20 protein-coding genes are annotated in these 21,571 nt (G+C 69.2%); 1 reads left to right on the top strand and 19 read right to left on the bottom strand.

Going from position 1 to position 21,571, the window contains the following annotated elements:
• Positions 1 to 277 precede the first annotated feature (277 nt).
• The 4 genes from L3Q67_RS39080 to L3Q67_RS39065 are packed head-to-tail and all read right to left on the bottom strand — an operon-like array spanning position 278 to position 3,387.
• Positions 278 to 1,411, bottom strand: coding sequence for a lysozyme family protein (locus L3Q67_RS39080; RefSeq protein WP_499186435.1), 1,134 nt, complete (start codon positions 1,409 to 1,411; stop codon positions 278 to 280).
• A gap of 8 nt (positions 1,412 to 1,419) precedes the next feature.
• Complete coding sequence (locus L3Q67_RS39075; protein WP_499186434.1) at positions 1,420 to 1,743, bottom strand: hypothetical protein; 324 nt, start codon at positions 1,741 to 1,743, stop codon at positions 1,420 to 1,422.
• A 5-nt stretch (positions 1,744 to 1,748) separates the two neighbouring features.
• Complete coding sequence (locus L3Q67_RS39070) at positions 1,749 to 2,072, bottom strand: WXG100 family type VII secretion target (RefSeq protein WP_499186433.1); 324 nt, start codon at positions 2,070 to 2,072, stop codon at positions 1,749 to 1,751.
• A 10-nt stretch (positions 2,073 to 2,082) separates the two neighbouring features.
• Positions 2,083 to 3,387 (bottom strand): amidase domain-containing protein, encoded by a 1,305-nt coding sequence (locus L3Q67_RS39065; RefSeq protein ID WP_499186432.1) that lies wholly within the window; start codon positions 3,385 to 3,387, stop codon positions 2,083 to 2,085.
• Positions 3,388 to 3,592: 205 nt separating this feature from the next.
• Between L3Q67_RS39065 and L3Q67_RS39060 the strand changes: the two genes are divergently transcribed.
• Positions 3,593 to 4,078: a hypothetical protein gene (locus L3Q67_RS39060; RefSeq protein WP_499186431.1), complete on the top strand. Its 486-nt coding sequence runs from the start codon at positions 3,593 to 3,595 to the stop codon at positions 4,076 to 4,078.
• 123 nt (positions 4,079 to 4,201) lie between these two features.
• On the opposite strand, the gene L3Q67_RS39055 is transcribed toward L3Q67_RS39060, so the two are convergent.
• The 15 genes from L3Q67_RS39055 to L3Q67_RS38985 form a co-directional block, all read right to left on the bottom strand.
• Positions 4,202 to 4,819, bottom strand: a complete 618-nt coding sequence (locus tag L3Q67_RS39055) for a LysE family translocator (protein WP_499186430.1) — start codon at positions 4,817 to 4,819, stop codon at positions 4,202 to 4,204.
• Positions 4,816 to 5,649, bottom strand: a complete 834-nt coding sequence (locus L3Q67_RS39050) for an alpha/beta hydrolase (protein WP_499186429.1) — start codon at positions 5,647 to 5,649, stop codon at positions 4,816 to 4,818. Before L3Q67_RS39050 ends, L3Q67_RS39055 begins: the two co-directional genes overlap by 4 nt.
• Entirely contained in the window at positions 5,646 to 7,202 is a 1,557-nt protein-coding gene (locus L3Q67_RS39045; RefSeq protein WP_499186428.1) for an amino acid adenylation domain-containing protein, read from the bottom strand. Before L3Q67_RS39045 ends, L3Q67_RS39050 begins: the two co-directional genes overlap by 4 nt.
• Positions 7,202 to 8,365 (bottom strand): acyl-CoA dehydrogenase family protein, encoded by a 1,164-nt coding sequence (locus L3Q67_RS39040; protein WP_499186427.1) that lies wholly within the window; start codon positions 8,363 to 8,365, stop codon positions 7,202 to 7,204. Before L3Q67_RS39040 ends, L3Q67_RS39045 begins: the two co-directional genes overlap by 1 nt.
• Before the next feature lie 4 nt (positions 8,366 to 8,369).
• Entirely contained in the window at positions 8,370 to 9,749 is a 1,380-nt protein-coding gene (locus L3Q67_RS39035; protein ID WP_499186426.1) for a TrpB-like pyridoxal-phosphate dependent enzyme, read from the bottom strand.
• Positions 9,746 to 11,293, bottom strand: coding sequence for a radical SAM protein (locus L3Q67_RS39030; RefSeq protein WP_499186425.1), 1,548 nt, complete (start codon positions 11,291 to 11,293; stop codon positions 9,746 to 9,748). The genes L3Q67_RS39035 and L3Q67_RS39030 overlap by 4 nt, the downstream gene beginning before the upstream one ends.
• 421 nt (positions 11,294 to 11,714) lie before the next feature.
• On the bottom strand, positions 11,715 to 12,761 hold the full coding sequence (locus L3Q67_RS39025; protein WP_499186424.1) for a sigma-70 family RNA polymerase sigma factor: 1,047 nt from the start codon (positions 12,759 to 12,761) through the stop codon (positions 11,715 to 11,717).
• A 124-nt stretch (positions 12,762 to 12,885) separates the two neighbouring features.
• Positions 12,886 to 13,425, bottom strand: a complete 540-nt coding sequence (locus tag L3Q67_RS39020; RefSeq protein WP_499186423.1) for a dihydrofolate reductase family protein — start codon at positions 13,423 to 13,425, stop codon at positions 12,886 to 12,888.
• A gap of 38 nt (positions 13,426 to 13,463) precedes the next feature.
• Positions 13,464 to 13,874: a PPOX class F420-dependent oxidoreductase gene (locus tag L3Q67_RS39015; RefSeq protein ID WP_499186422.1), complete on the bottom strand. Its 411-nt coding sequence runs from the start codon at positions 13,872 to 13,874 to the stop codon at positions 13,464 to 13,466.
• Positions 13,875 to 14,574: 700 nt separating this feature from the next.
• On the bottom strand, positions 14,575 to 15,222 hold the full coding sequence (locus tag L3Q67_RS39010) for a hypothetical protein (protein ID WP_499186421.1): 648 nt from the start codon (positions 15,220 to 15,222) through the stop codon (positions 14,575 to 14,577).
• Positions 15,219 to 15,551: a hypothetical protein gene (locus L3Q67_RS39005; protein ID WP_499186420.1), complete on the bottom strand. Its 333-nt coding sequence runs from the start codon at positions 15,549 to 15,551 to the stop codon at positions 15,219 to 15,221. Before L3Q67_RS39005 ends, L3Q67_RS39010 begins: the two co-directional genes overlap by 4 nt.
• Complete coding sequence (locus L3Q67_RS39000) at positions 15,548 to 17,935, bottom strand: glycoside hydrolase family 25 domain-containing protein (RefSeq protein ID WP_499186419.1); 2,388 nt, start codon at positions 17,933 to 17,935, stop codon at positions 15,548 to 15,550. The genes L3Q67_RS39005 and L3Q67_RS39000 overlap by 4 nt, the downstream gene beginning before the upstream one ends.
• A 371-nt stretch (positions 17,936 to 18,306) precedes the next feature.
• Positions 18,307 to 19,827 carry an alpha-N-arabinofuranosidase gene (gene arfA, locus L3Q67_RS38995; RefSeq protein WP_499186418.1) on the bottom strand — a complete coding sequence of 507 codons (1,521 nt, stop codon included), beginning with the start codon at positions 19,825 to 19,827 and terminating at the stop codon, positions 18,307 to 18,309.
• A 21-nt stretch (positions 19,828 to 19,848) separates the two neighbouring features.
• Positions 19,849 to 20,688: a carbohydrate ABC transporter permease gene (locus L3Q67_RS38990; RefSeq protein ID WP_499186417.1), complete on the bottom strand. Its 840-nt coding sequence runs from the start codon at positions 20,686 to 20,688 to the stop codon at positions 19,849 to 19,851.
• The gene (locus L3Q67_RS38985; protein WP_499186416.1) at positions 20,685 to 21,569 is read right to left on the bottom strand and encodes a carbohydrate ABC transporter permease; all 885 of its coding nucleotides are present in this window, start codon (positions 21,567 to 21,569) and stop codon (positions 20,685 to 20,687) included. The genes L3Q67_RS38990 and L3Q67_RS38985 overlap by 4 nt, the downstream gene beginning before the upstream one ends.
• Between the last annotated feature and the right edge of the window lie 2 nt (positions 21,570 to 21,571).

The raw sequence follows: 21,571 nt of genomic DNA, 5'->3' as shown, positions 1-21,571 counted from the left end.
CAGCACGGCATCCTTATCCGCCCGGTGCGGGTCCCTCGCTGAGCCAGGCCGTGCCGCGTTCATCAGGGCCAGCGCCGACTTCCGGCGGTCCGATCCGCTCATCGACATGAGTGGACGTCCCCTAGCCTTGTTGGCTTGGGCGCTTGGCGCATTGGGTGCCGTTCAGCGACCGTCGACGGAAACCCGTGGCCGTGCTGCGTGCACATCCATTGCGCAGCGCTGTACGAGTGAACGGATTCCAGGGGCGAAGCGCGGGAATTCAGTCGGCGAGGATGTCTCAGTGGACCAGGCCGCCGATGTCGTTGGCCTCCCGGTAGCGCTTGGCGAAGCTGTCCGAGCGCTCGGTCATGTTGCCGTAGCCGGGATAGCCGGTGTCGTCGCGGAGCCAGGCCCGGATGAGCTTGTCGTTCGCGGCGTACGCCGTGTACGCCTGCTCGTCCGAGATGCCGTAGGTGCTCTTGAGGTGGTGCAGGTTGGCGGCGGCCAGATTGATCGCCAGGCGGTCGTCGTGGGCGAGCCTGCCGCGGATGTCGTCCTGGCTGACCTTCTCCCCGTGGTACTTCGCCATCAGGTCCGCCGCCGTGCCCGCCTGCATCTGTCCGATGCCCACGGAATCGCCCACCAGCCCGGACGACTCCGCGCGCCGGAACAGGTCGAAGGGCACCTTGGTGCCGAGCGAACGGCCCTCGCCTTCCTGGATGAGCAGGGCGGCGAGCACCTTCGGGTTGATGCCGTACTTGTTCGCGGCGGCGAGGATGTCCTTGCCGTGCGGGTCGAGGAAACTGCCGGAGCCGGTGACCGAACTCTTCCAGGCGCCGGCGTTCCACGCCCCGGCGAGGCTGGTGTGGGTGGGCTGGTTGAAGTCGTGCTTCTCGCCGCCGAGGTTGGCGCGCAACGCCCACGCCGCGGTCTCATCGGCTTCGGACGCGTCGCGCAGCACCTGGTCGATCCGCGTCTGGATGGCTTCGATGGCGTGCCTGCCCTCCTCGATGGCGTCGCGGATGTCGTCCTTGCCGCGCCAGGTGGAGCGGTCCTGTGGATCCACCGGCGGATTCGCGGTGACCTTCCCGTTCTGGTCCACCTTCAGCCCCTTCGCCGGCGCCTCGTGATCGGCGATGCGGTAGAGCGCGTCCTGGTCGCGCTTGATCCGGCCGTGTGCCTCCTCCAGCAGGTCGCGAATGCCCCGCGCCTGCTGGGCGGCGTCACCGAACTCCTTGCTCGTCTCGCCGAGGAACGACATCGCCGTCCGCGCGGCGGGTCCGGTCCACCCGGAGGCCTTGAGCGGCTGGGTCACCGTGTCCGTCAGCTCGGCGCCCAGCGCCTCCACCTTGCCGATCACCCGGCCCCAGTCGTCGACCGCCTGCTCGAGGGCGTGCACCGGTGCGTGGTACAGGTTCTCGTAGTTCAGCATGCCCCTGCCTATTCGAAGAACTCGGCGATCTCCGCCATGGACAGCTCGGTCTTGTCCTCGTTCAGCTGGTACCCGCCGGCGCCCGCGGCCAGGCTCTGCTCGATCTTGTGGCACGCCTGGTGGAGCGTGGTGATCTGCGAGTACCAGAGCTCGCCGGTGTGCTTGAGCGCGGTACCGAGCTGGAAGTTCTCCGCGCCGAGCGTGCGGGCGGCGGTTTGCGTTGTCTCGTCGGGTATCCGGCCGTCCTTGCCGAGTTGCTCGCGCACCTCGGCCGCGGCGCCGGAGCCCTGCTTCAACGCCGCCGGGTTCACCTCGTGCCCCGTGTTCCCCATGACGCTCAAGCCGTCCGGAGATCGCCGAGCACGGCCGCGAGCCGTTCCCTGGCCTGCTTGTCCATATCGGATACCTTCACCGCGCTCTGGTCGAGCTTCCACGCGGTGTGGGCGGTCTGCTCGACCAGCGTGGTCAGCTCCTTCCACCAGGTGTGCCCGCATTCCTTGAGCGCCGCGCCCGATTTCCAGTCCGCGTGCGCGCCGGCGGCTTCGTTGCCGCTGTGGAACAGCGTGCCGATGGTGTTCTTGGCCGTGTCGGCACCGGCCCGCAGATCGCTGGCGACCTGGCGGACCCCGTCCGGGTTCATCCGGATGTTCGGCGGAGCCATGCCTCTCCTTTCACTCCCAATTGGGGTGGGGCCGGACCACGAGCGGGACGTCCCCGCCGCCGGTGCGTGTTTCGTTGTGCGACAGGCGGTGGTTGAGCCCGATGTTCGTGTGGTTCGAGTTGTGCTGCGTGTAGAGGATTTCCCCGTCCGGGGTGACCGCGGTGATCACCGACGCGTGGTGGATCACGCCTTTCTCGTCGCGCATGTACAGCAGGTCGCCGGGCCGCGCGTCGGGCACCGAAACGCTTTCACCACCGTTTTTGACCATGTAGTCGTGGTGGTTCTGCGCGGCCGCCCACGCGTCGCCCTGCCGGTACTGGTCGAGCGGGCCGGCGAACGGCAGCTTCGGCAGGCCCTGGTGGTCCTGGTTCCACCCCTTGTCGCCGGTTTTGTCGTGCGGCACCATGCCGCCCTCGTTCATCGCGTAGGAGACGAAGTTGGTGCAGTTCTCCATGCCGGGCACGTCGGAGTAACCGCTCTCGCCGTGCTTTTCGGCCCAGCGGATCATCTCGATGCGGTTCAGTCCGTCGGTACCGACCAGGTTCTTCTTCACCTCCTCCGGAATGCCCGGCATGTCGTGGAGTTGCACCGGTGCGGCGCTCAGGTACTGGTTCCGCTGGTCCTGGCTGAGCGACTTCCACCACTCCGCCTGGGTCCGCGCGTCGGCGTTGAGCGGCATCGTCTGCCGGAGCATGGCCAGCCCGGTGTGTCCGGCCTTCTTCACCTCGTCGTTGAGGATGTCCTTGGACAGTTCGTCCTGCGTCATCAGCTTCGTGATGCTCGCGGGCTGGATCAGCCGCTTCAGGCTCGCCGCGGCGTCCTCGTCGATCTTGGTGGCGTCGTTGACCGCGTCCCGGATCAGCCAGCCCGCGCGCTTGGCGCGTTCCTCGGCCTTCGGATCGGTGGATCCGGACGGCACGGTCACCTTGCCGTCGCCGTCGACCTCGAAACCGCCCTCGGTGGCGAACGCGACGGCCGACTCGAGGTTGCGCTTGGCGGCGGCCAGTGCGGTGGCGAGGCTGTCGAGGGTGGTCACCACCCCGCGGATCGCCATGCCCGCGGCCTGGAAGTCCTGGGCGATCTTGCGGCAGAGCCCGCCAGCCTTCTCTCCGAGCGTGTCCGACCACTGCTCGCCGAGCGCGTTGCCGCCGCGCTCGTAGAGGTTCTCCGCCGCGGTTTCGGCCTCCTTGGCGAGCTTGAGCCAGTCGTCGGCAGCGGCGGCGAAGGTGGCCGGCTTGGCTGCCTTGAGCTGCTGGTAGGTGACCATGCCGACCACCTTCGCCCAGCCGCGCCGGCCGGTGTGCCGGTCGATCACCCCACAATCCGGTGGCCCGGCCGGATCCGGGTGGCGGATCGGCGGAAGAAACCGACCTCAGTGGTCACGGCCGGTCCGGCTTCGGGTGGGACGTCACACGTTAGGAGATGACACGCGGGCTCGGACCAACGCATGCTGGGCGTCGACAACTGAGGTCGACGGTCGAAGGAGTGCCATGTCTCGATGGGGTAGGCGAGTCGCATCCGTGCTGGTTTCGGTGGTGGCAGCTGCGGGGTTGATGACCGCCGCGGCGGCGCCCGCGGCAGCCGACACGGTCACTGCCAAGTACTATGCCTACTTGGGGACCGGGGGCCTGTGGTATATCAATCCGCAGTTGACCGTTACCGCCCCGACCACGGCGAATGTCGGCGCGACCGGGTCGATCGTGGCGAGTTTCAGAATGTTGTGGCCGTCCCGGTTCGGCGAGGTACCGGCCAACGAGCTCGACTATGCCTGGATGTCACTCCAGTTGGAAGGTGCCGAGAGCGAGTCGTTGTCCATTCATGAGATGACGCATCCGAGGCTGGTGCCAGGTGAGTGGGTGACCTTTTCCGGTAGTGCCGAGTATCCGTACAGCAATGCGGGAACCGTAACCTACCGACCAGCCTGTTTTTCCCCGAACTCAGGCCTCGTCTTTTGTCCGGCCGGCCCCCCGAGCGTGCCGATCGCGGACACCACACAGGTTTCCTAGTGCTGTGACCGGGATGGTTCACCGGGGTGTCGTTGGCTGGTGATGCGCGTGCACCCGGTTCGATGGCGGGACATCGTCGAACCGTGGAAGTGCCAGTTCGGCCGCGGATACACAGGCCGGTGCTCAGCGCAGGTCGAAGGCCAGCATCACGCCGAAGGCGATCAGGACGCAGCCGGTGGCCACGGTGAGCACCCGGTGCGCCACCGGCCGCCGCAGGAGTGCGCCGGCGGTGCTGGCGAACAGGGCGAAACCGCTCAGCCACGCCAGCCCCATGACGAGGAAGATCCCGGCCAGCACCAGGGATTCCACTACGGCGGACGGGCCGGGGGTGACGAACTGCGGGATGAAACTGGTGAAGAAGATCGCGATCTTGGGGTTGAACACGTTGCTGAGCAACCCTTGGCGGAACGGCGAACCCCGCCCCGGCCGCGGCGCCGGCTCCGCCGCGGCCGGTGGGGAACGCAGCGAAAGGAACGCCGTCACGCCCAGGTAGACGAGGTAGGCCGCGCCGGCCAGTTTCAGCACGGTGAACGCGACTTCCGACGACCGGAGCACGGTGACGATGCCCAGCACCGACGCCGCCGTCCACACCAGCAGCCCGGCTTCGATGCCGAACGCGGTGGCCAGCGCGGCCGGCCTGCCGCGGTCCAGCGCGTTCTTGGTGACCAGCGCCATGTCCGGGCCAGGGGTCACCACCAGCAGCGCGGCGACCGGGACGAAGGCGAGCAAGGTGGAGGTCACGGCCGCGTCTCCGGTGCCGCCGGCGCGAGCCGCCGCCGCACGAACTCCAGCGCGGGCGGCAGCGCACCGGCCACATATGCCCAGTCGTGCCCGCCCGGCCGCTCGTGGTACTCGTGCTCGATACCCCGCTCCCGCAACGCTTCGCGCATGCGGCGGTTCATCCGCAGCACGCGGTCGTAGTCGTCCGCGCCCACGTCCACGTACAGCCCGACGGGCAGGCTCCGGTCGTAGCGGTCGAGCAGTTCGCCGGGGTGGTAGCCGAGCCTGGTCGCGCTGCCCAGCACGCCCCACACGCGTTCGTGGCCCGCGACCGTGGGCATCAGCAACCCCGGCTCACCCCGGTGCGCGGCGTAGGGGTCGCCTGCCCGCAGCGGCGCGCCGAACGCGCCGCCGAGGCTGGCGGCCGCGGCGAAGACCGACGGGTGCCGCAATGCCTGGAACACCGCGGCCGCGCCGCCCATGGAGAACCCGGCGATGCCCCGGCCCGCCCGCCCGCCGTGGGCCGGGAACGCGCGGTCGACGGCAGGCACCAGTTCGTGCACCAGGTAGTCCTCGTACCGGTATCCCTGGTGGTCGTTGATGAACCAGCGGCGGCCGCTCTCCGGGAGCACCACGATCAGCCCCAGCGCGGCGGCGTGGCGGAGCAGGCCGGTGTTCCGCAGCCAGGTGCCGCGGTCGCCGCCGTAACCGTGCAGCAGGAACAGCACCGGGTAACTCCGCCCGTCGCGGTGGTCCGCCGGCAGCAGGACGTTCACCCGCTTGGCCCGGTTCAACGCGGGGCTGAACCAGGTTTCGGCCAGCACGACCGCTTCGGCGGTCTCCGGCATCATCGGGCCGTCTCCACCGCGCCGAGCGACGCGCACAGTGCTTGCCGGTCGACCTTGCCGGTCGAGGTCAGCGGCAGCGCGTCCAGCAAGTGGATCCGGTGCGGTAACAGGGAACGCGGCAGCACGTCCAGGACGTGCCGGCGCAGATCCGCCTCCGTGGGCGGGTTGCCCGCTCGCGGCACGACAGGGATGACGCAGCCTTCGAGCCGGAGCGAACCGTCGGCGTCGGGCCGGGTGACCACCACCGCCTCGGCGACTCCCGGGTGCGTGAGCAGCACGCTCTCCAGCTCACCGAGTTCGACGCGGTAGCCCCGCACCTTGACCAGGTGGTCCCGCCGCCCGGCGAAGATCAGGGCACCTCGCGCGTCGCGCCGCACGATGTCGCCGGTGCGGTACAACGGGCCGCTGCCGGGTCCGGGCACCAGGCGCTCCGCAGTCTTCGCCGGATCACCCCAGTAGCCGAGCATCACCGAAGCGCCCCCGACGAGCAGCTCGCCGTCGTGCACCACGGTGGTCGCATACGGGCAGGCCCGCCCGATGGGCACCGGCTGCTCGCGGTCCGGCGCGACGTCCTCGGTGGTGACCCGGTGGTAGGTGCACACGTTCGTCTCGGTCGGCCCGTACAGGTTGTACAGCGCGGCGGACGGCACCAGCCGCCACAGCCGCCGCAGGTGCTTGAGCCCGAACACCTCACCGGCGAACAGCACCACGCGGAGCCCGGCCAGCTCGGCTTCCCCGCCGGCGTCGAGCATCCGGACCAGCGCGTTCGGCACGGAGTACCAGATCGTGATGCCCTCGCCCGCCACGAACCGGCTGAGCGCCCGGCCCAGTCCCTGGTGGTGCTCCGGGACCAGCACCAGCCGTGCGCCCGCCGCCGCGGCGGCGAACAGGTCGAACACGGACAGGTCGAAGTGGAACGGCGCGTGGCCGGACAGCCGGTCGGCCGCGGTGACCCCGAACTCCCGCACCGCCCAGTCGACGAACGCCCTCCCGTTCGCGTGCGAGAGCATGACGCCCTTCGGCCTGCCCGTGGATCCCGACGTGTACAGGATGTAGGCGAGATCACCGGGTTCCGGGCGGGGGAGCGGCGGCCCACCGCCCCGGGTCGCCTCGGCCCAGCCGAGGCACCGGACGGCGCCGGGCGGGCCGGTCGCGACCGGGCAGTCGGCCAGCACCACCAGCGAGACGCCGATGGCCAGGAGCGGGCTCTCGTCGAGCAGGGCGTACTGCTCGCGAGCCAGCACCACCGCCCGGACACCGCAGTCGCCGAACAGGTATTCGGCGCGCTTGACCGGTGCGATCGGATCGACCGGGACGTAGGCGGCACCCGCCTTCAGCACCGCGTGCACGGCCACCACGGCCTCGATCGACTTGGTCAGCCAGATGGCCACGCGGTCACCGCGGCCGACGCCGGCCTCGGCCAGCCGCGCGGCGAGCGCGCTGCTCAGCTCGTCGAGTTCCCCGTAGCCGAGCGAACGGTCCCGGTACCGCACCGCGATGGCGGACGGGTCCCGCCGGGCGGCGGCCGCCAGGTAGTCGCACAGCGTGCCGTCCACTACGCCCCCGTTCCCCCGGAGCGCAGCCCCAGCTTCCCGGCGATCACTTCGCGTTGCAGCGCGGAGGTGCCCGAAGAGATCCGGGTGCCGAGCGCGTCCCGCAGATCGCGTTCGATCCCGGCCTCGGTGGTGTAGCCCTGCCCGCCGTGCAGGTCGATCGCCGTCAGGAAGGTCTGCACCGCGGCCTCGCTGGTCTGCAGCTTCGCCATCTCGGAGAACACCGAATCGGTGGAGTGCGCGAGCTCGGCCGCCGCCCGGTAGGTCAGCAGGCGGGCGGACTCCAGGCGCACCTGCAGGTCGGCGATGGTGTGCGCGACCGACTGGAAGCCGCCGATCCGGCGGCCGAACTGCCTGCGCTGCCCGGCGAACCGGAGGCACTCGTCGATCTGCCGTTGCATCGCGCCCAGCATGGGGGCGAGCAGCAGCGCGCGCTCCCAGGCCATGGTGGCGGCGAACACCGCCCTGCCCTGCTTCTCCGCGCCGAGGCGCATGTCCGCGGGCACCTCGCAGTCGTCGAGCACGAGTTCCGCCCACGGTGCCGTGCGCAGGCCGGACTTCGCGCGATCGGGCTCGATCCGCAGCCCCGGCCGGTCGCGGTTCACCAGGAACGCGGTGACGCCGGTGAAGCCGAGCCCGGGATCGATGGTGGCGTACACGATCAGCACGTCGGCGATCGGGCCGTTGGTGACGAAGCGCTTGCGCCCGTTGAGCAGATAACCACCACTATCGCGGCGGGCCTGTGCGCGCAGCGACAACGCGTCCGAGCCCGATTCGGGTTCGGTGATCGCGTGCGCGCCGATTGTGCGCCCGGCACAAAGATCCGGCAGCAGCAGGTGCTTCTGCCGGTCGGTGCCGAACTTCCAGATCGGCACCGCCGCGGCCCACAGGTGGGCGCCGGCCGACATCAGCAGGCCGTTGTCCCGGCAGCCGTAGCCGAGCCCTTCCAAGGCGTGGGCGCAGGTCACCGGGTCGTGCCCGGACCCGCCGTGTTCCACCGGGATGGGCAGGCCCAGCACGCCCTCGGCGGCGCACCGCTTCCAGCCATCCCACCAGAACTCCTGCGCTTGCTCGCGGCCCGCGACGTCGTCGGCGAGTTCGCGCGTGGCGAAGTTCCGCAGCCGCCGGTGCAGCGCCACCTGCTCGTCGCTGAAGGTGAAGTCCATACCTTCACCCGTGATCGAGGACGGGGAGTTCGGCCAGTGACCGCCGCACCTGCTCGTCGGTGGCCGTGCAGTCGGCCAGCTGCCCGGCCAGGTACTGCTCGTAGGCCGCCATGTCGAGCAGGCCGTGCCCGCTGAGGTTGAACAGGATGACCTTGGGCGTGCCCGCCTCCCGCGCCAGCAGCGCCTCGTCCACCGCGCACCGGATCGCGTGCGCGGACTCCGGTGCGGGCACGATCTTCTCGCTGCGCAGGAACTGCAGCCCGGCTTCGAACACGGCGCCCTGCGGGTAAGCCACCGCTTCGATCGCGCCGTGGTGGTACATCGCGCCGACGATGGGCGCGGCCGCGTGGTAGCGCAGCCCGCCGGCGTGGATGCCCGCCGAGACGAACCGGTGGCCGAGCGTGTAGGACTTCGCCATCGGGGTGATGCCGGAGAAGTCGCTGTAGTCCCAGGCGTAGACCCCGCGCGTCAGCTTCGGGCAGGCCGCGGGCTCGACCGCGACCAGCCGGGTGTCCAGTCCCCGGCGGATCTTCTCGCGGTAGAAGGGGAACGCGAGCCCGGCGAAGTTGCTGCCGGCGCCCACCGCGCCGATGACCACGTCGGGGTGCTCGCCTGCCAGTTCGAGCTGCTTGAGCGCCTCCTCGCCGATGATCGTCTGGTGCAGCAGAACGTGGTTTTCCCCGCTGCCGACGGAAAACCGGCAGTCGTCGGTCGTGATGGCCTGTTCGATCGCCTCGGCGTTGGCGATAGCGAGGCTGCCGTCGGTGTCCGGGTCCGCCGCCAGCGCCGCCCGCCCCGCTTCGGTCCGCGGGCTCGGGCTGGGCACCACCTCCGCGCCGTGCGCCGTCATCAGCAGGTGACGGTACGGCTTCTGGGCGTGGCTGCACCGAACCATGTAGGCGGTGCAGCGCAGGCCGAAACTCTGGCAGGCCATGGCGAGCGCGGTGCCCCACTGGCCTGCGCCGGTGCCGGTGGCGAGGTGCTCGACGCCGGCGCGCCGGTAGTAGTAGGCCTGCGCGATCGCGGTGTTCAGCTTGTGACTGCCGGCCGGGCTGGTGCCCTCGTACTTGTAGTAGATGCGCGCCGGGGTGTCGAGCAGGCGTTCCAGGTACCAGGCCCGGTGCAGCGGGGTCGGCCGCCAGCGGCGGTATTCGTCCCGCACCGGTTCGGGGATCTCCACCCGCGGTTCGAGACTGACCCCGGTGCGGTACATCGACAGCGGCAGCTGCGGCACCACCTTCCGCCCGTGCGCCACCGCACCGCGGGCACGGCGTTCGTTCGGCACCCGGAAGGGCAGGTCGGCGAGCACGTTGTACCAGTGCGAGGGGGTTTCGTCCGACCCCAGCTCGAACCGGGTGCGGGGCACCGTCGCGGTCGCCGTCACGCGTGCATCCCGGTGAGCTTGTCCTCGACCAGCCCGATCAGGCTGCTCACGTCGCGCAGGTCCGCGGCCAGCACGTCCTCGTCGTCGACGTGGATGGCGAACTCGGCTTCCAGCGCGAGCAGCACCTGCAGCAATCCCATCGAATCGAGGCCGATCACCGAGGTGTAGAGCGGCTGGTCGTCGGTGATGTCCTCGGCGGGCAGCGCCAGGTCCAGGGTGCGGGTCAGCACCACCTTGACCCTGGTGGCGGTCTGCGCCCGCCGCGTGGTGCCCCCGTTCGGGCGGAAGCCCTCCGCCGGGTAGTGCACCTCGTCGAAGGAGAAGTACTGCACCAGCCCGGCGGCGTGGCACTCGGGCCGCTGGTCCGAGAGTTCGTGGACGGTCTCGAGCACGTCGTCGGCCACCGGGTAGAAGACCGGGTGCAGCAGCGGGTCGCCGCTGGCGACGATGCCGCGTTCGACCGCGACCTCGTAGAGCGGCGTCTCCGGGTAGATCCGGATCCGCGGGCTGACGTCGACGTAGTTGAAGCCGATCTCGTCGACGTGCCGGAAGGTCTCGCGCACCGATTCGACCGTTTCCGCCGGGCCGCCGAACAGCAGGCTGCAACTCACTTCCATGCCGAGGTCGCGGCACATGCGCACGGCGTTGCGCACGTCCTCGACGGTGAACCCCTTCCGCAACTCGCGCAGCACCCGGTTGTCCAGGCTGTCCGCCCCGAAGTGCACCTGTTTCTTGCCGAACCGGGTGTACAGCTTGGCGAGCCGTTCGTTGAACGCGGCCTTGTGCGGATTGATGAAACCGTCCCAATCCACGTCGTCGAGGCCCGCGTCGAGCATTCCCTCGAGAATCGCGATGGCGTGCTTGACCGGCAGGTTGAACTGCGCGTCCGCGAAGAAGATCTTGTGCACACCGCCGCGATACAGGTTGCGCACTTCGCTGACGATTTCCGCGGGCGCGCGCATGGTGATCACCCGGCCGTCGATCGCCGGGTAGTCGCAGTGCTGGCACCGGAACGGGCAGCCGAATTTGGTTGCCACCCCGATCCGGCCGCCGTCCTTGAGGTAGAAGGCCTTGTCGATCACGTTGCGCTCGAACTCGCCGCTTACGCACCGCGAGTAGTCCCGGATGATGCCGGGTTCGGCGGTGCCGGCGTCGAGTTCGCCGAGCAGCCGCTCGATCGCGCCGAAACCTTTGGAAACCAGGGCGTATTCGACGCCGAGGTAATCGCGGACCCCTTCCGGGCTCAGGTTGACCGCCGAGCCGGCGATGCCCATCGGGCCGGAGTGCACCTGCCGGAAGCGGTCCACGATCGAGCGGATCAGCGGCAGTTCCGGGGCTTCGTTGTCCATCCCGCTGTCGATGTTGCGCACGCCGAGCAGCACCAGGTCCTGGTGGGCGGCGCTGCCGATCTCGTCGGTGGCGTTCAGGTCGAGCACCGAGATGTCGTGGTCCCCGCGCCGCAGCAAATGCTCGGCCGTGTATTCCAGACCGGCCGGGAAAACCTCTGGTGTGAGCACGTTGGGATTGACGAGCAGGACCTTCATCCGAACCCCCTCCGCCGGTCGCGGGAACGCGCCCCGAAAAGATCTTCCGGCGATTTCGACGCCCCCCGACCAGGCGGGTAGAGCCTAAGCGGGCCGATCGGGGGTGAACACTCCTCCAAACGAGTGGACTCCGGGAAAGCGGCCGGACGGTGCGGCGCGCTGATTCGCCCCGGCCAAGCGTGAATCGATCATGTCTGGCTCGGCGACACCGTTTCCCTTAGAGGATGCAACTGCGTCGTCGAGCCGGGGACCGCACCGGTGAAGCCTGTGCATTGACGCTGCAGGCGCGAACCAGGTGACCTCGATAAGGCAATTGCCTTGTGCCGTGAAGCGATTACCATCGCAGACAGCGTTCCCCACAATCGTTACGGAACCGTCGCGGCACCGCTCAGCAAGCCCCGCGAGCGAGTGGTGGAGCACCTCACTGTCCACATTCACCGGTTCGCCCGAACTCAGCTGGAGCGGGCAGGGTCCGGGGCAGCCGGAAGCGTGGCAGCACGCTCTTTTCGAAGCGGGTCATGGCGCGGATCCGGCTGCCGGCGAGGGTGAGCACCATCAGCCCGTTCGCGTGGCAGATGCCCGTCCGGGGATCCGGTACGTACATGCCGAACGCGGGCTGGCCGTTGGCCCTGGTCGCCACCAGCCGGTAGGTGCGGCCCCGGTGGAAGGTCACCGTGGTGTGGAATCGAGCTGCCCGCTCGCGGCCCTGGTATTCCAGTGGCAGTGGCGGCATGGTCAGCCAGACGTCGTCGGTCAGCAGGGCGACCAGGCCGTCCACGTCGCCGACTTCGAACGCCCGGGTGAAGCGGGTGATGAGTTCCTGCTCGACCGCGGAGTTCGCCGGTGGGGGCGGCTCGGGCTCCTCTGACGATGACGGGCGCTGCCGCAGGGTGGTGCGTGCGCGTTTGAGTGCGCTGGTGACCGACTGCTCGGTGGTGTCCATGAGGTGCGCCACCTCGCGGGCGGGGAATTCGAGGACGTCACGGAGGATGAGGACGGTGCGCTGACGGGGCGGCAGCAACTGCACCGCTGTCACGAACGCCAGGGAGATGGCTTCCTTGGCCTCGTACCGCTGCCCGGGGCCGGCGGCATTGTCGGCCCGTTCTTCCAGCAGGAGGTCCGGGTAGGGCTCGAGCCATTCCACTTTGCCGAGCCGAGTGGGTTCCGGCGGGTCGGACCAGGGCACCGGCCCGTGCGTGTGTGGACGCCGGCTGGCCGATCGCAGCGTCTTGAGGCATCGGTTGGTCGCGATCCGATACAACCAGGTCCTCACCGAGGACCGCTCCTGGAAACCGCCCAGCCCCTGCCAGGCCGACACCAGGGTCTCCTGCAGCGCGTCCTCGGCATCCTGCATCGAACCCAGGATGCGGTAGCAGTGCACGTGCAACTCGCGCCGATAGGGGTCGGTGAGCTCACGGAACGCCTCCCCCTCTCCGTTTCGCGCTCGCGCGATCAGGTCCGTGGTCATCCCGCCACCCCCACATCGTTTCCTCGTCCAGTTCCCGCAAGCCCGGCAACGGTATGAGCCCGCACGGGCATCACGCACTGGGCGGGCGCACGTGGAGGTGCGCCCGCCCCGGAGCGGGGCGCCGTCAGGCGGCGCTGACGGTGTAGTTCAGCACGACGACGCCCGACCGGCGGGCATGCGTGCCGACCAGGGTCAGCGGTGTCTTCGGGTTCTCGCGGAAGGCCCCCAAAGCCTGGCCGACGACGACGGGATGCACTGCGAAGCGGAGCCGGTCCAGGAGGCCGTGCTCCAGAAGGGTGTGCGACAGCCGCCCGTGGCCGAAGACGACCAGGTCGCCGCCGCCCTCCTCCTTCAGCTTCCGCGTTTCGGCGACCACGTCGCCGCGCACGAGCACCGAGTTGTTCCAGTCGGCCTGCTCGAGCGTCGAAGAGAACACGTACTTGCGGATGCCGTTGATGGCGTCGGCGAAGTCCCCCTTCTGGCCCGGCCAGCGCCAGGACAGGTCCTCGTACGTGCCGCGGCCCATCAGCATGGCGTCGCACCCCTGCAGAAGCTCGAACGCCTCCTTGAGAAAATCGTCGTCGAAGTAGTTCAGGGCCCACGATCCGGGGTCGTTCACAACTCCGTCGAGGCTCATCAGCGTCGACTCTACGATCTTGCGCATGTGTCGTCCTTTTTCGTTGGCAGGGATCTGTTCGTGCGTCAGCTCTGCTCGGTGACGGGTGAGGGCGGCCAGAGGTAGACCTTGTCCGCGGCGATGCGAACGGCCACCCGCGCCGCCTCGGGCTCCGGCGGCGGTTCGACACCGTCCATGTACCGGTCGTACATCTCGCGCAGGAGCACCTTGCCGGGATCGTCGGTGATGGTCACCGTTCCGCGGATCTCCACGTACGCGGCCGTGTGCGCCAGCACGAGCAGGCTCACGCGGGGGTCGCGCTCCATGTTGCGGGTCTTCAGCCGTCCCCTGATCGTGGTGAACACTGTCTCGTCGCCATCGCGCTTGACGAAGATCACTGAAGACTGGGGCCGTCCGTCGGCGTTCGTGGTCGCGAGGATCGCGGTGTGTGGCCCATCAAGAATGTGGCGGGCCACAGCGGGCAGCGTGATGGTCACGGGTCTCCCTTCGAGGTCGGGCGCGTGGGCGGCGCCGCGCGTCGGACCGGCTCGGACCGGCCGGGTTCCTTCGAGGCAGACCCTGCGCCGGGCCGGGAGGGGGCGTTCGCCGGGCGGAGCGTGACCCGAATCACATTGCGAGCACCTCGGCGCAATCACCGGCGTAGGCCGGGGTGGAGCAGGTACTGGCGACGTTGTCCTCCTGGGCCGGACGGCACCGCGAACACTCCGCCGTGGAGGACCAGGTGCACCGGAGGACGTCGGCCTGCGGACACGTTGCGCACAGTCCTGCCCGCGCCAACGCGTCCTCGAGGCTGTCTACGGCCGGCCGAACTCGCTCGGGCAGGCCCGAGCGCACCGAGTGGTCAGGGGCGTCGATGCCCAGGCCTGGCGTCACATCAGCAGCGGTCAAGTGCGCTACACGCGCCGCTCCACCCCGGCAACTACAACCGGCTCGCTCGATTTCTGCGGCGACAGGGCAAAACCGCACCCGACGAGGCTCCGTTGCACCCGCGCCACCTGGACCGTCGTGCGCAGATCATCGAGGAACTCACCAAGGACCGCTCCGAGTAGCCTCGCCCGCGATGTGTACGACACCGCGGATGGTTGCGGCCTGCTGCAGCAGTTTCCCGGGATGCCGGCGGTCCCGGGGTCGACCGTGGTGGCCGAATCTCGGGAGTCGCTTCAACGAGCTGGAGGGTCAGCCGGTCGGACCGTGTAGCCGGTACTTCCGGGCGGCCTCGAGCCGTTCGGGAGCGAAGGCGTCCACCGCGCCCACGGCTGCCTGCTCGCCGCGGATTCGCTGCGCCGCGCTCTCGAGCACGGGGTGGCCGGGCGCGCGGGCGAGCTGGAAATGCGACTCCATCGGTGTCTGTTCGTCGCCGCCCCAGGAGACGGCCCCGCCGAGTTCGGCGAGGATGTCACGGACGACGGTCTCCTCCCACGGGTAGAGCCCGCCTCGGGCGCCGAGGGGGTAGCAGACGGCGCGGATGGCGATCGCGGTCCCGGACAGGTAGTTCGATTCGTAGGGCTGGGTGACCGGACGGTCTGGCGCGAAGCCGGTCAGATCCCCGTCTCGCAGTGAGCCGATCTCGTAGTGGAACCGGCGGGCGACGTGCGCCAGGATCGTCGCCGCGTCCCCCTCGGCCAGTGCGACCGTCTGGTTGCTGCCCTCGATGGCGAACACGCCGGCCCGGATCAGGATCGGCCAGCCGTTCGCGGAAACCGGGCCGGACCACCCGCCCGCGGCGACGGCGGTGGGGGCGGCGGCGAATCCGGCGAATCCGGTGAGGGCGGCGGTGGCCGAACCGAGGAACAGCCGGCGGCTGAACGGTCTGGGCATGGTCATCGGGGATTCCTTCTCGCGTGGGTGGTCGCCGCGACGGCCCCGGCGAGGCACACCACCGCGGCGACGGCGAAGAGCACCAGACCCGGATTGACCCAGCCGGGCACCAGGTCGTAGCCGGCGTTGCACCTGTTGTGCATGGGGAAGAACTGGCCCGGTTCCTGCCAGTTCCGGGCGCGGTAGGCCTGGTCGAGTGGCTGTCCCGCGGCGGCGCAGGTTTCGTCGATGTCCTTGCCGCCCGACCACATCCCGGTGAAGGCGGTGACTGCGAAGCCCAGCAGGGCGAGCAGGGCCAGGCCGAGCCAGGCGGGTGGGCGGAGCCGGGTGCTCACCGGGCCGCTCGCTGCTGGGCCTCGCGCAGGTAGGCGGCGTGGTTGGCCTGGTACTGCTTGGCCATCCGCGACTCCAGGCCGGTGCGGGCCAGCAGGGTGTCGGCGAAGCCCTGTTCGAACCGCTGGAGGTCCTCGTAGCCCAGCGTCCTGGGCGGGGCGTGGATGCCGATGAGCCCGAGCTGTGCCAGCACGACCTTGGGATCGTCCGCGGCGGTGAGGATGTTGTGCGCCAGGAAGTTGCAGTCCTCGGCGTTGGTGAAGCGCTGCTGGTAGTAGTGGGTGAACCGGCGCAGCGCGCCGCCGCCGTTGTACTGGTCGCGGACCGCGGTGACGATGTCGGTGCCCGCCGCCACCCGGCGGGCGATCAGATAGCCGTCGGCGTCCTCGATCAGGTCGGCGAAGCCGAAACTGGTGGTGACGTCGGGTTTGGCCAGCTTCTCGTCGCAGAAGGTGTGCCCGTTGGGGTAGGTGTCCACCGCGTCGCGCCAGTCGGCGTAGAAGGTGAGCAGGTCACCGCCCCAGCCCGCGATGTCGCCCGCGTTCACCCGCTTGGAGTTGTCCGGCTGGGGGTAGACGAGGTGGCCGTTGGCCGTGGCCATCATGTGCTCGGTGCCGATGGTGTACCCGGTGACCGGGTCCACGAACTCGGTCATCACCGTCAGGCCCTGGGCGTTGGCGTAGTTGACGAAGTCCTCGTCGACGCCGCCGATCAGGCCCTTCCACTTCCAGTCGTTGTAGGCCCGGTGCCGGAGGTACTCCATGACCAGCCGGTTCCGGTCGCCCTTGCCGTACGAGCCGGCGCAGTCGTAGAGCCGTTGCACGTAGCCGATGAACGTGTCGGCGGGGCCGGTCGGGTCACTGACGCTGCCCTGTCCCGGGTCGCCGCCCTGGTTCCGGGCCACGTCGCGGTCCAGGTCGAACCGGTCCGTCCCGTTGGTGACGGTGAACTCCTTGATCTGGTTGAACGACCAGTTCGCCGGCAGCGGGAAACCGAGGTTGCCGGAGAAGCCCCAGGACATCCCGGAGACGAAGGAGTGCCGCGCGTAGGTGCGGTTGGTGATGTTGGCGCAGACGTTGCGGGAGCCGTACACCCCGTGCACGTACTTCTTGCCGTTGTAGGCCAGCCCGGCCTGCACGCCGTGGAAGTAGGGCACGATGGCCGAGTCGATCTGCTCCTGCGTGGCGTCGTAGTCCACCGCGAAGTAGATCACCGTGCCGCGGTTGAAGCCGTAGCCGGCGGCGAGCTGGTGTGCGTTGAGGGCGTGCTGGTAGCCCTGGGAGTAGGTGAAGTCGGCGAGCTGCCGGGCGTTGTCCTGGTAGATCGGGTACACCCGCATCCCGGCGTCGAAGATCGTCTTCAGTTCGCCCGGCTTGATCTCCTTGTCCAAAGTGGACCCAGGCGGATCGTAGAGGTAGCGGCCGACCACTTTGTACCCGTTGGTAGTCAGCCACTGGGCCCGGGAGGCGGTGATCTCGAACCGGGTGTCGCAGCCGTGCGCCGGCCGGTCGGCGTCCCCCATCGACACCAGCAGCTGCGCCCAGGTCTCGTAGGTTCCCCGCCCATTCACGGTGAGCTGGGAGAATTCCTGGAACTTGGTGACGTAGGTGCCCAGTGCGTCGTCGAAAGCGGACTTCTGGGTGGTGCGAACGTCTCCGATCGGCACCGGCTCGTTGAACACGCAGGCCGCGGAGAACAGCTCGACGAAGATGCCGGAGCTGCCCGGCCCGACCGTGCGGGTCTTCAGCCCGGCTTGGGTGCTGGGGCCGAAGTTGCCGTTGGGCTGGCTGATGCCGAGTTCGTACTGCAATCCGATCATCAGCGACTTCTGCACGTCCCGCGAGTAGTGCCCGTCGCAGGGCCCGATGGTGTAGGCGTCGCGCTGCCAGTAGCGCCCGTTCAGCCACTGCTGGATGCCGCGGACCTTCTCGGCTCCGGTGCCGATGACCACGTAGGCGTCCATGTTGAGCACGCACCGGAAGAGCTGGGGCGTGACCTGCCCGCCCGCGGTGCCGGTGCCACCGTCGGGCAGGCCCATGTTGACCCGCATCTGCTTGACGGCCTCGGTGGTCACCGCGCCGTATTCGCCGTAGCCGTTGGCTCCGTGGTAGCCCTTGCAGAACAGGCCGTGCTGGATGATCCGCACGATGTTGCTGTTGCGGTTCCAGCCGAAACCGATATCGCCCAGTTCCTTGACCTTGGCCATCGTGCCCGGCCCGAAGGAGGCCACCACCGGGGAGATACCCAGTTCGTGCTGCAGGCCCATGGTCAGTGCGTACATCGTCGACCAGCCGGTGCGCCCGTTCTCCGGGCAACGCTGGTAACCCGCCACCGAGCCGTAGGTGGCGTTCACCCACTTCTGCGCATCAAGGACTCGCTCGTCCATACCGCTTGGATCCCCCTGAGTTCGACGCCCGTCATCGTGACGCGGCGGCCCCGAGTCGAAAGCGTACTGAGCCAAGACCGATCTATCGAGGATCTTTACCCCGATGGCGCAGCGGCCGGCTTCGGCGCGTTCGCATTCGAGTTGAACCCGATGCGACAGGCCTGCAGGTCCTGGTGCTCCACGCCGGTGCGCTCTGCAGGATCGCATGATCTCCGATGCTGTCGAGGGATCGCACGAGCCACAACCGCCTGCGGTTACCGAGGTATTCCGTTCGTGTCTGTCGCTGGCCGGTTCACCGGAAGCGACGACAGGTGTGCATTCGCGCGCAGTGAGGCGTTCAGCCACGGCAACATCGACCTCGACGCACAGGATCAGTTGCGCCCGTCCGGAATGGCGCCGACGAGCCGTACGGCGTGCCAGGAGATCGGGGGCAGGACCACGCGCACGGAGTTGCCGGTGCGCTCGGCGGGGTGGGGGCGGGGGACGATCCGGTCCGGGGCGTGTTCGGTGTTGGTGGCGGACGGGTCGGGGTCGTGGAGGATCCACGACTCGGCCACCTCCAGGTCACCGAAGGCCCTCGTGGCGACGCGCAACTCGACCGGCTCGAAGCGGTGGCGGTTGACGGCGAGGAGGACGGTCTCGCCGGAGGAGGGGTCGTGGGTGGCGACCGCGTCGACCACGGGGACGTCGCCGTGTCGGGCGGTCGTGTGGGTGGGGGCGGTGATCTCGGTTCGCAGCACGTGGCCGCGGGCCAGACGGGAGGTCAGTGCGAAAGGGTGGAAGGTGGTCTGCCGCCAGGCCGGGCCGCCGGGTTCGGTGCGGATGGGCGCGATCACGTTGACCAGCTGCGCCTGGCAGGCGGCCGTCACGCGGTCGCTGTGCCGCAGCAACGAGATCAGCAGGTTGCCGACCACGACGGCGTCGGCCACGTCGTAGGTGTCCTCGATGAGCCGGGGCGCGACCCGCCACTCGGTCGGCGGGTCGGCCTGGAACCGGGTCTGGTACCAGACGTTCCACTCGTCGAAGGACACACCGATCCGTTTGCGGCTTCGCAGTCGCGCGCCGACGGCGTCGGCGGTGGCGACGACGCTCTCGATCTGGCGGTCCATGTCCACCGCGGACGCGAGGAAACTGTCGACGTCGCCGTCGAGCACCTCGTAGTAGGCGTGGCAGGAGATGTGGTCCACCTGGTCGTAGGCCAGCTCCAGGACCGTGGCCTCCCACGCGCCGAAGGTCGGCATCCGGGAGTGGGAGCTGCCGCACGCGACGAGTTCGAGTCCCGGCTCGGCCTGGCGCAGCGCCCGCGCGGTCTCCGCGGCGAGCCGGCCGTACTCGTGCGCGGTCTTGTGCCCGGTTTGCCACGGCCCGTCGAGCTCGTTGCCCAGGCACCAGAGCCGCACGTCGTGCGGGTGCTCGGCTCCGTTGCGCCGGCGCAGGTCCGCGAGGTGGGTGCCGCTCTCGTGGTTCACGTACTCGTGCACGTCGAGCGCCTCGGCGACACCGCGGGTGCCCAGGTTCACCGCGTACATGACCTCTACGTCCGCCTTGCGGGCCCAGCGGACGAACTCGTCGACGCCCACCGCGTTGGTCTCGATGCTGCGCCACGCCAGGTCCCGGCGCACCGGCCGGTCGGCGACCGGCCCGATGCCGTCCTCCCACCGATACCCGGACACGAAGTTCCCGCCGGGGTAGCGGACCAGCTCGACACCGAGCTCGCGGGTCAGGGCCAGCACGTCGCCGCGGAAGCCGTCCTCGTCCGCGGTCGGGTGCCCGGGCTCGTGGATCCCGGTGTGGACGCACCGTCCCATGTGCTCTACGAAGGAGCCGAACAGGCGGCGCCGCACCGGCGCGATGACGTGGTCCGGGCTGATCGCTACGGAAGCGGTGAACACGGGTCTCCTGCGGTCGTAGGGTTACCGGAGTGCGCCCGTGCTCGCCCCGCTCCGCCAGAAGCGTTGCAGCAGAACGAAGGCGACGACGAGCGGGACGATGGCCAGCAGCGAGCCGGTGACGACGAGGTTGAACAGCACCCGGGTCCCCGCCTCCTGCTGCGCGGTGTTGAACCAGGTGGTCAGCCCGACCGTCACCGGGAACAGCTCGGCGTCGCTCAGCATCACCAGCGGCAGGAAGTAGTTGTTCCACGTCGACACCAGGGTGAACAGGAAGACGGTGGCCAGTGCCGGCCGGATCATCGGCACCACCACCTGCCAGAAGATCCGCAGCTCACCCGCCCGGTCGAGCCGGGCGGCGTCGAGCAGCTCCACCGGTACGTTCGCGGCCACGTACACCCGGACGAGGTAGGTGCCGAACGGGCTGAGCAGCGAGGGCAGGATGACCGCCCACGCCGTGTTGACCATGCCCACGTTGGACAGGATCAGGTACGTCGGCAGCACCAGCGCCGTCGCAGGCACCATGATCATGCCGAGGAGCGCCGTCTCGAAGAACCGCTTGCCCCAGAAGGAGAAACGGGCCAGACCGTAACCCGCGAGGGCGGCGAGCAGGGTGGCCCCGGCGGCGCTCACCCCGGAGTACAGCGCGGTGTTCTGCAACCACCGGCCGTAGACGCCACCGTCCTCGCGGAACAGCGCGGCAAGGTTGTCGACCAGGCTGAAGTCGGCGAACCACAGGGCCGGGCTGGACAGCAGGTCGGCCTGGCTCTTGGTCGCGGCGATCACGATCCACAGCAACGGGATCAGGAAGTACAGCATGCCGACCGCCATGAGGAGGTGCGGCAGCCGCGCTCGCGGCGTCACGAGTCGCCCCTCCTTCGCCGGCTCACCAACACGAACGCGTACGCCGCGACGAACACCACGAACCCGAGGGTGAAGGAGATCGTGGCCGAGTAGTGGAAGTCCGAGTACGCGAACGCCTGGTTGTAGGCGTAGAGGTTGGGGGTGTAGCCGGCGGAGATCTGCGGCGCGAAGCGCGACATGACGTACGGCTCGACGAAGAACTGCATGGTCCCGATGACGGTGAATACCGTGGCGAGCGCGATCGCCTGTTTGATGGCGGGCACCTTGATCCGCCACGCGAGCTGTATCTGGGAAGCCCCGTCGATCAGCGCGGCCTCATACATCTCCCTCGGCACTCCCTGCAGCGCCGAGTACAGCACGATCATGTTGTAGCCGGTCCACGCCCAGGTGACGATGTTGCCCAGCGACGCGAGCAACAGGCCGGCGGAGAAGAAGTCGACCGGCGCGCCGCCGAACACGGTCGGCAGGTCCGCGAACGGCCCGAACGTCCTGCTGTACAGGAACCCCCACATGAGGGCGCCGAGCACGGCCGGAACGGCGTAGGGCATGAACGCGATCAGGCGGAACGCGACCGCGAACCGGGTGGTGATCGCGTCGAGGGCGAGCGCACCGACGAGTGCGATGCCCAGCATCACCGGGATCTGGACGGCGCCGAACACGACCACCCGCACGAAGCCGTCCAGCAGCATCGGGTCGGTGAACGCGCGTACGTAGTTGTCGAAGCCGGTGAACCGGGTGCCGAGGGCGAGGCTCTTGCTGGACAGGCTGAGCCAGAACGCGTACCCGAGCGGTACGACCAGGAACACCACCACCACGAGGAAGAACGGCAGGACGAACAGGATCCCGGCTACCGGGTGGCCGGTCAGGCGGCGTCGGGTCACGG

Origin of the sequence: Saccharothrix sp. AJ9571 (assembly GCF_021725495.1) — a bacterium.
GTDB lineage: Bacteria > Actinomycetota > Actinomycetes > Mycobacteriales > Pseudonocardiaceae > Amycolatopsis > Amycolatopsis magusensis.
This window is presented reverse-complemented; position numbering and strand designations above follow the sequence as displayed.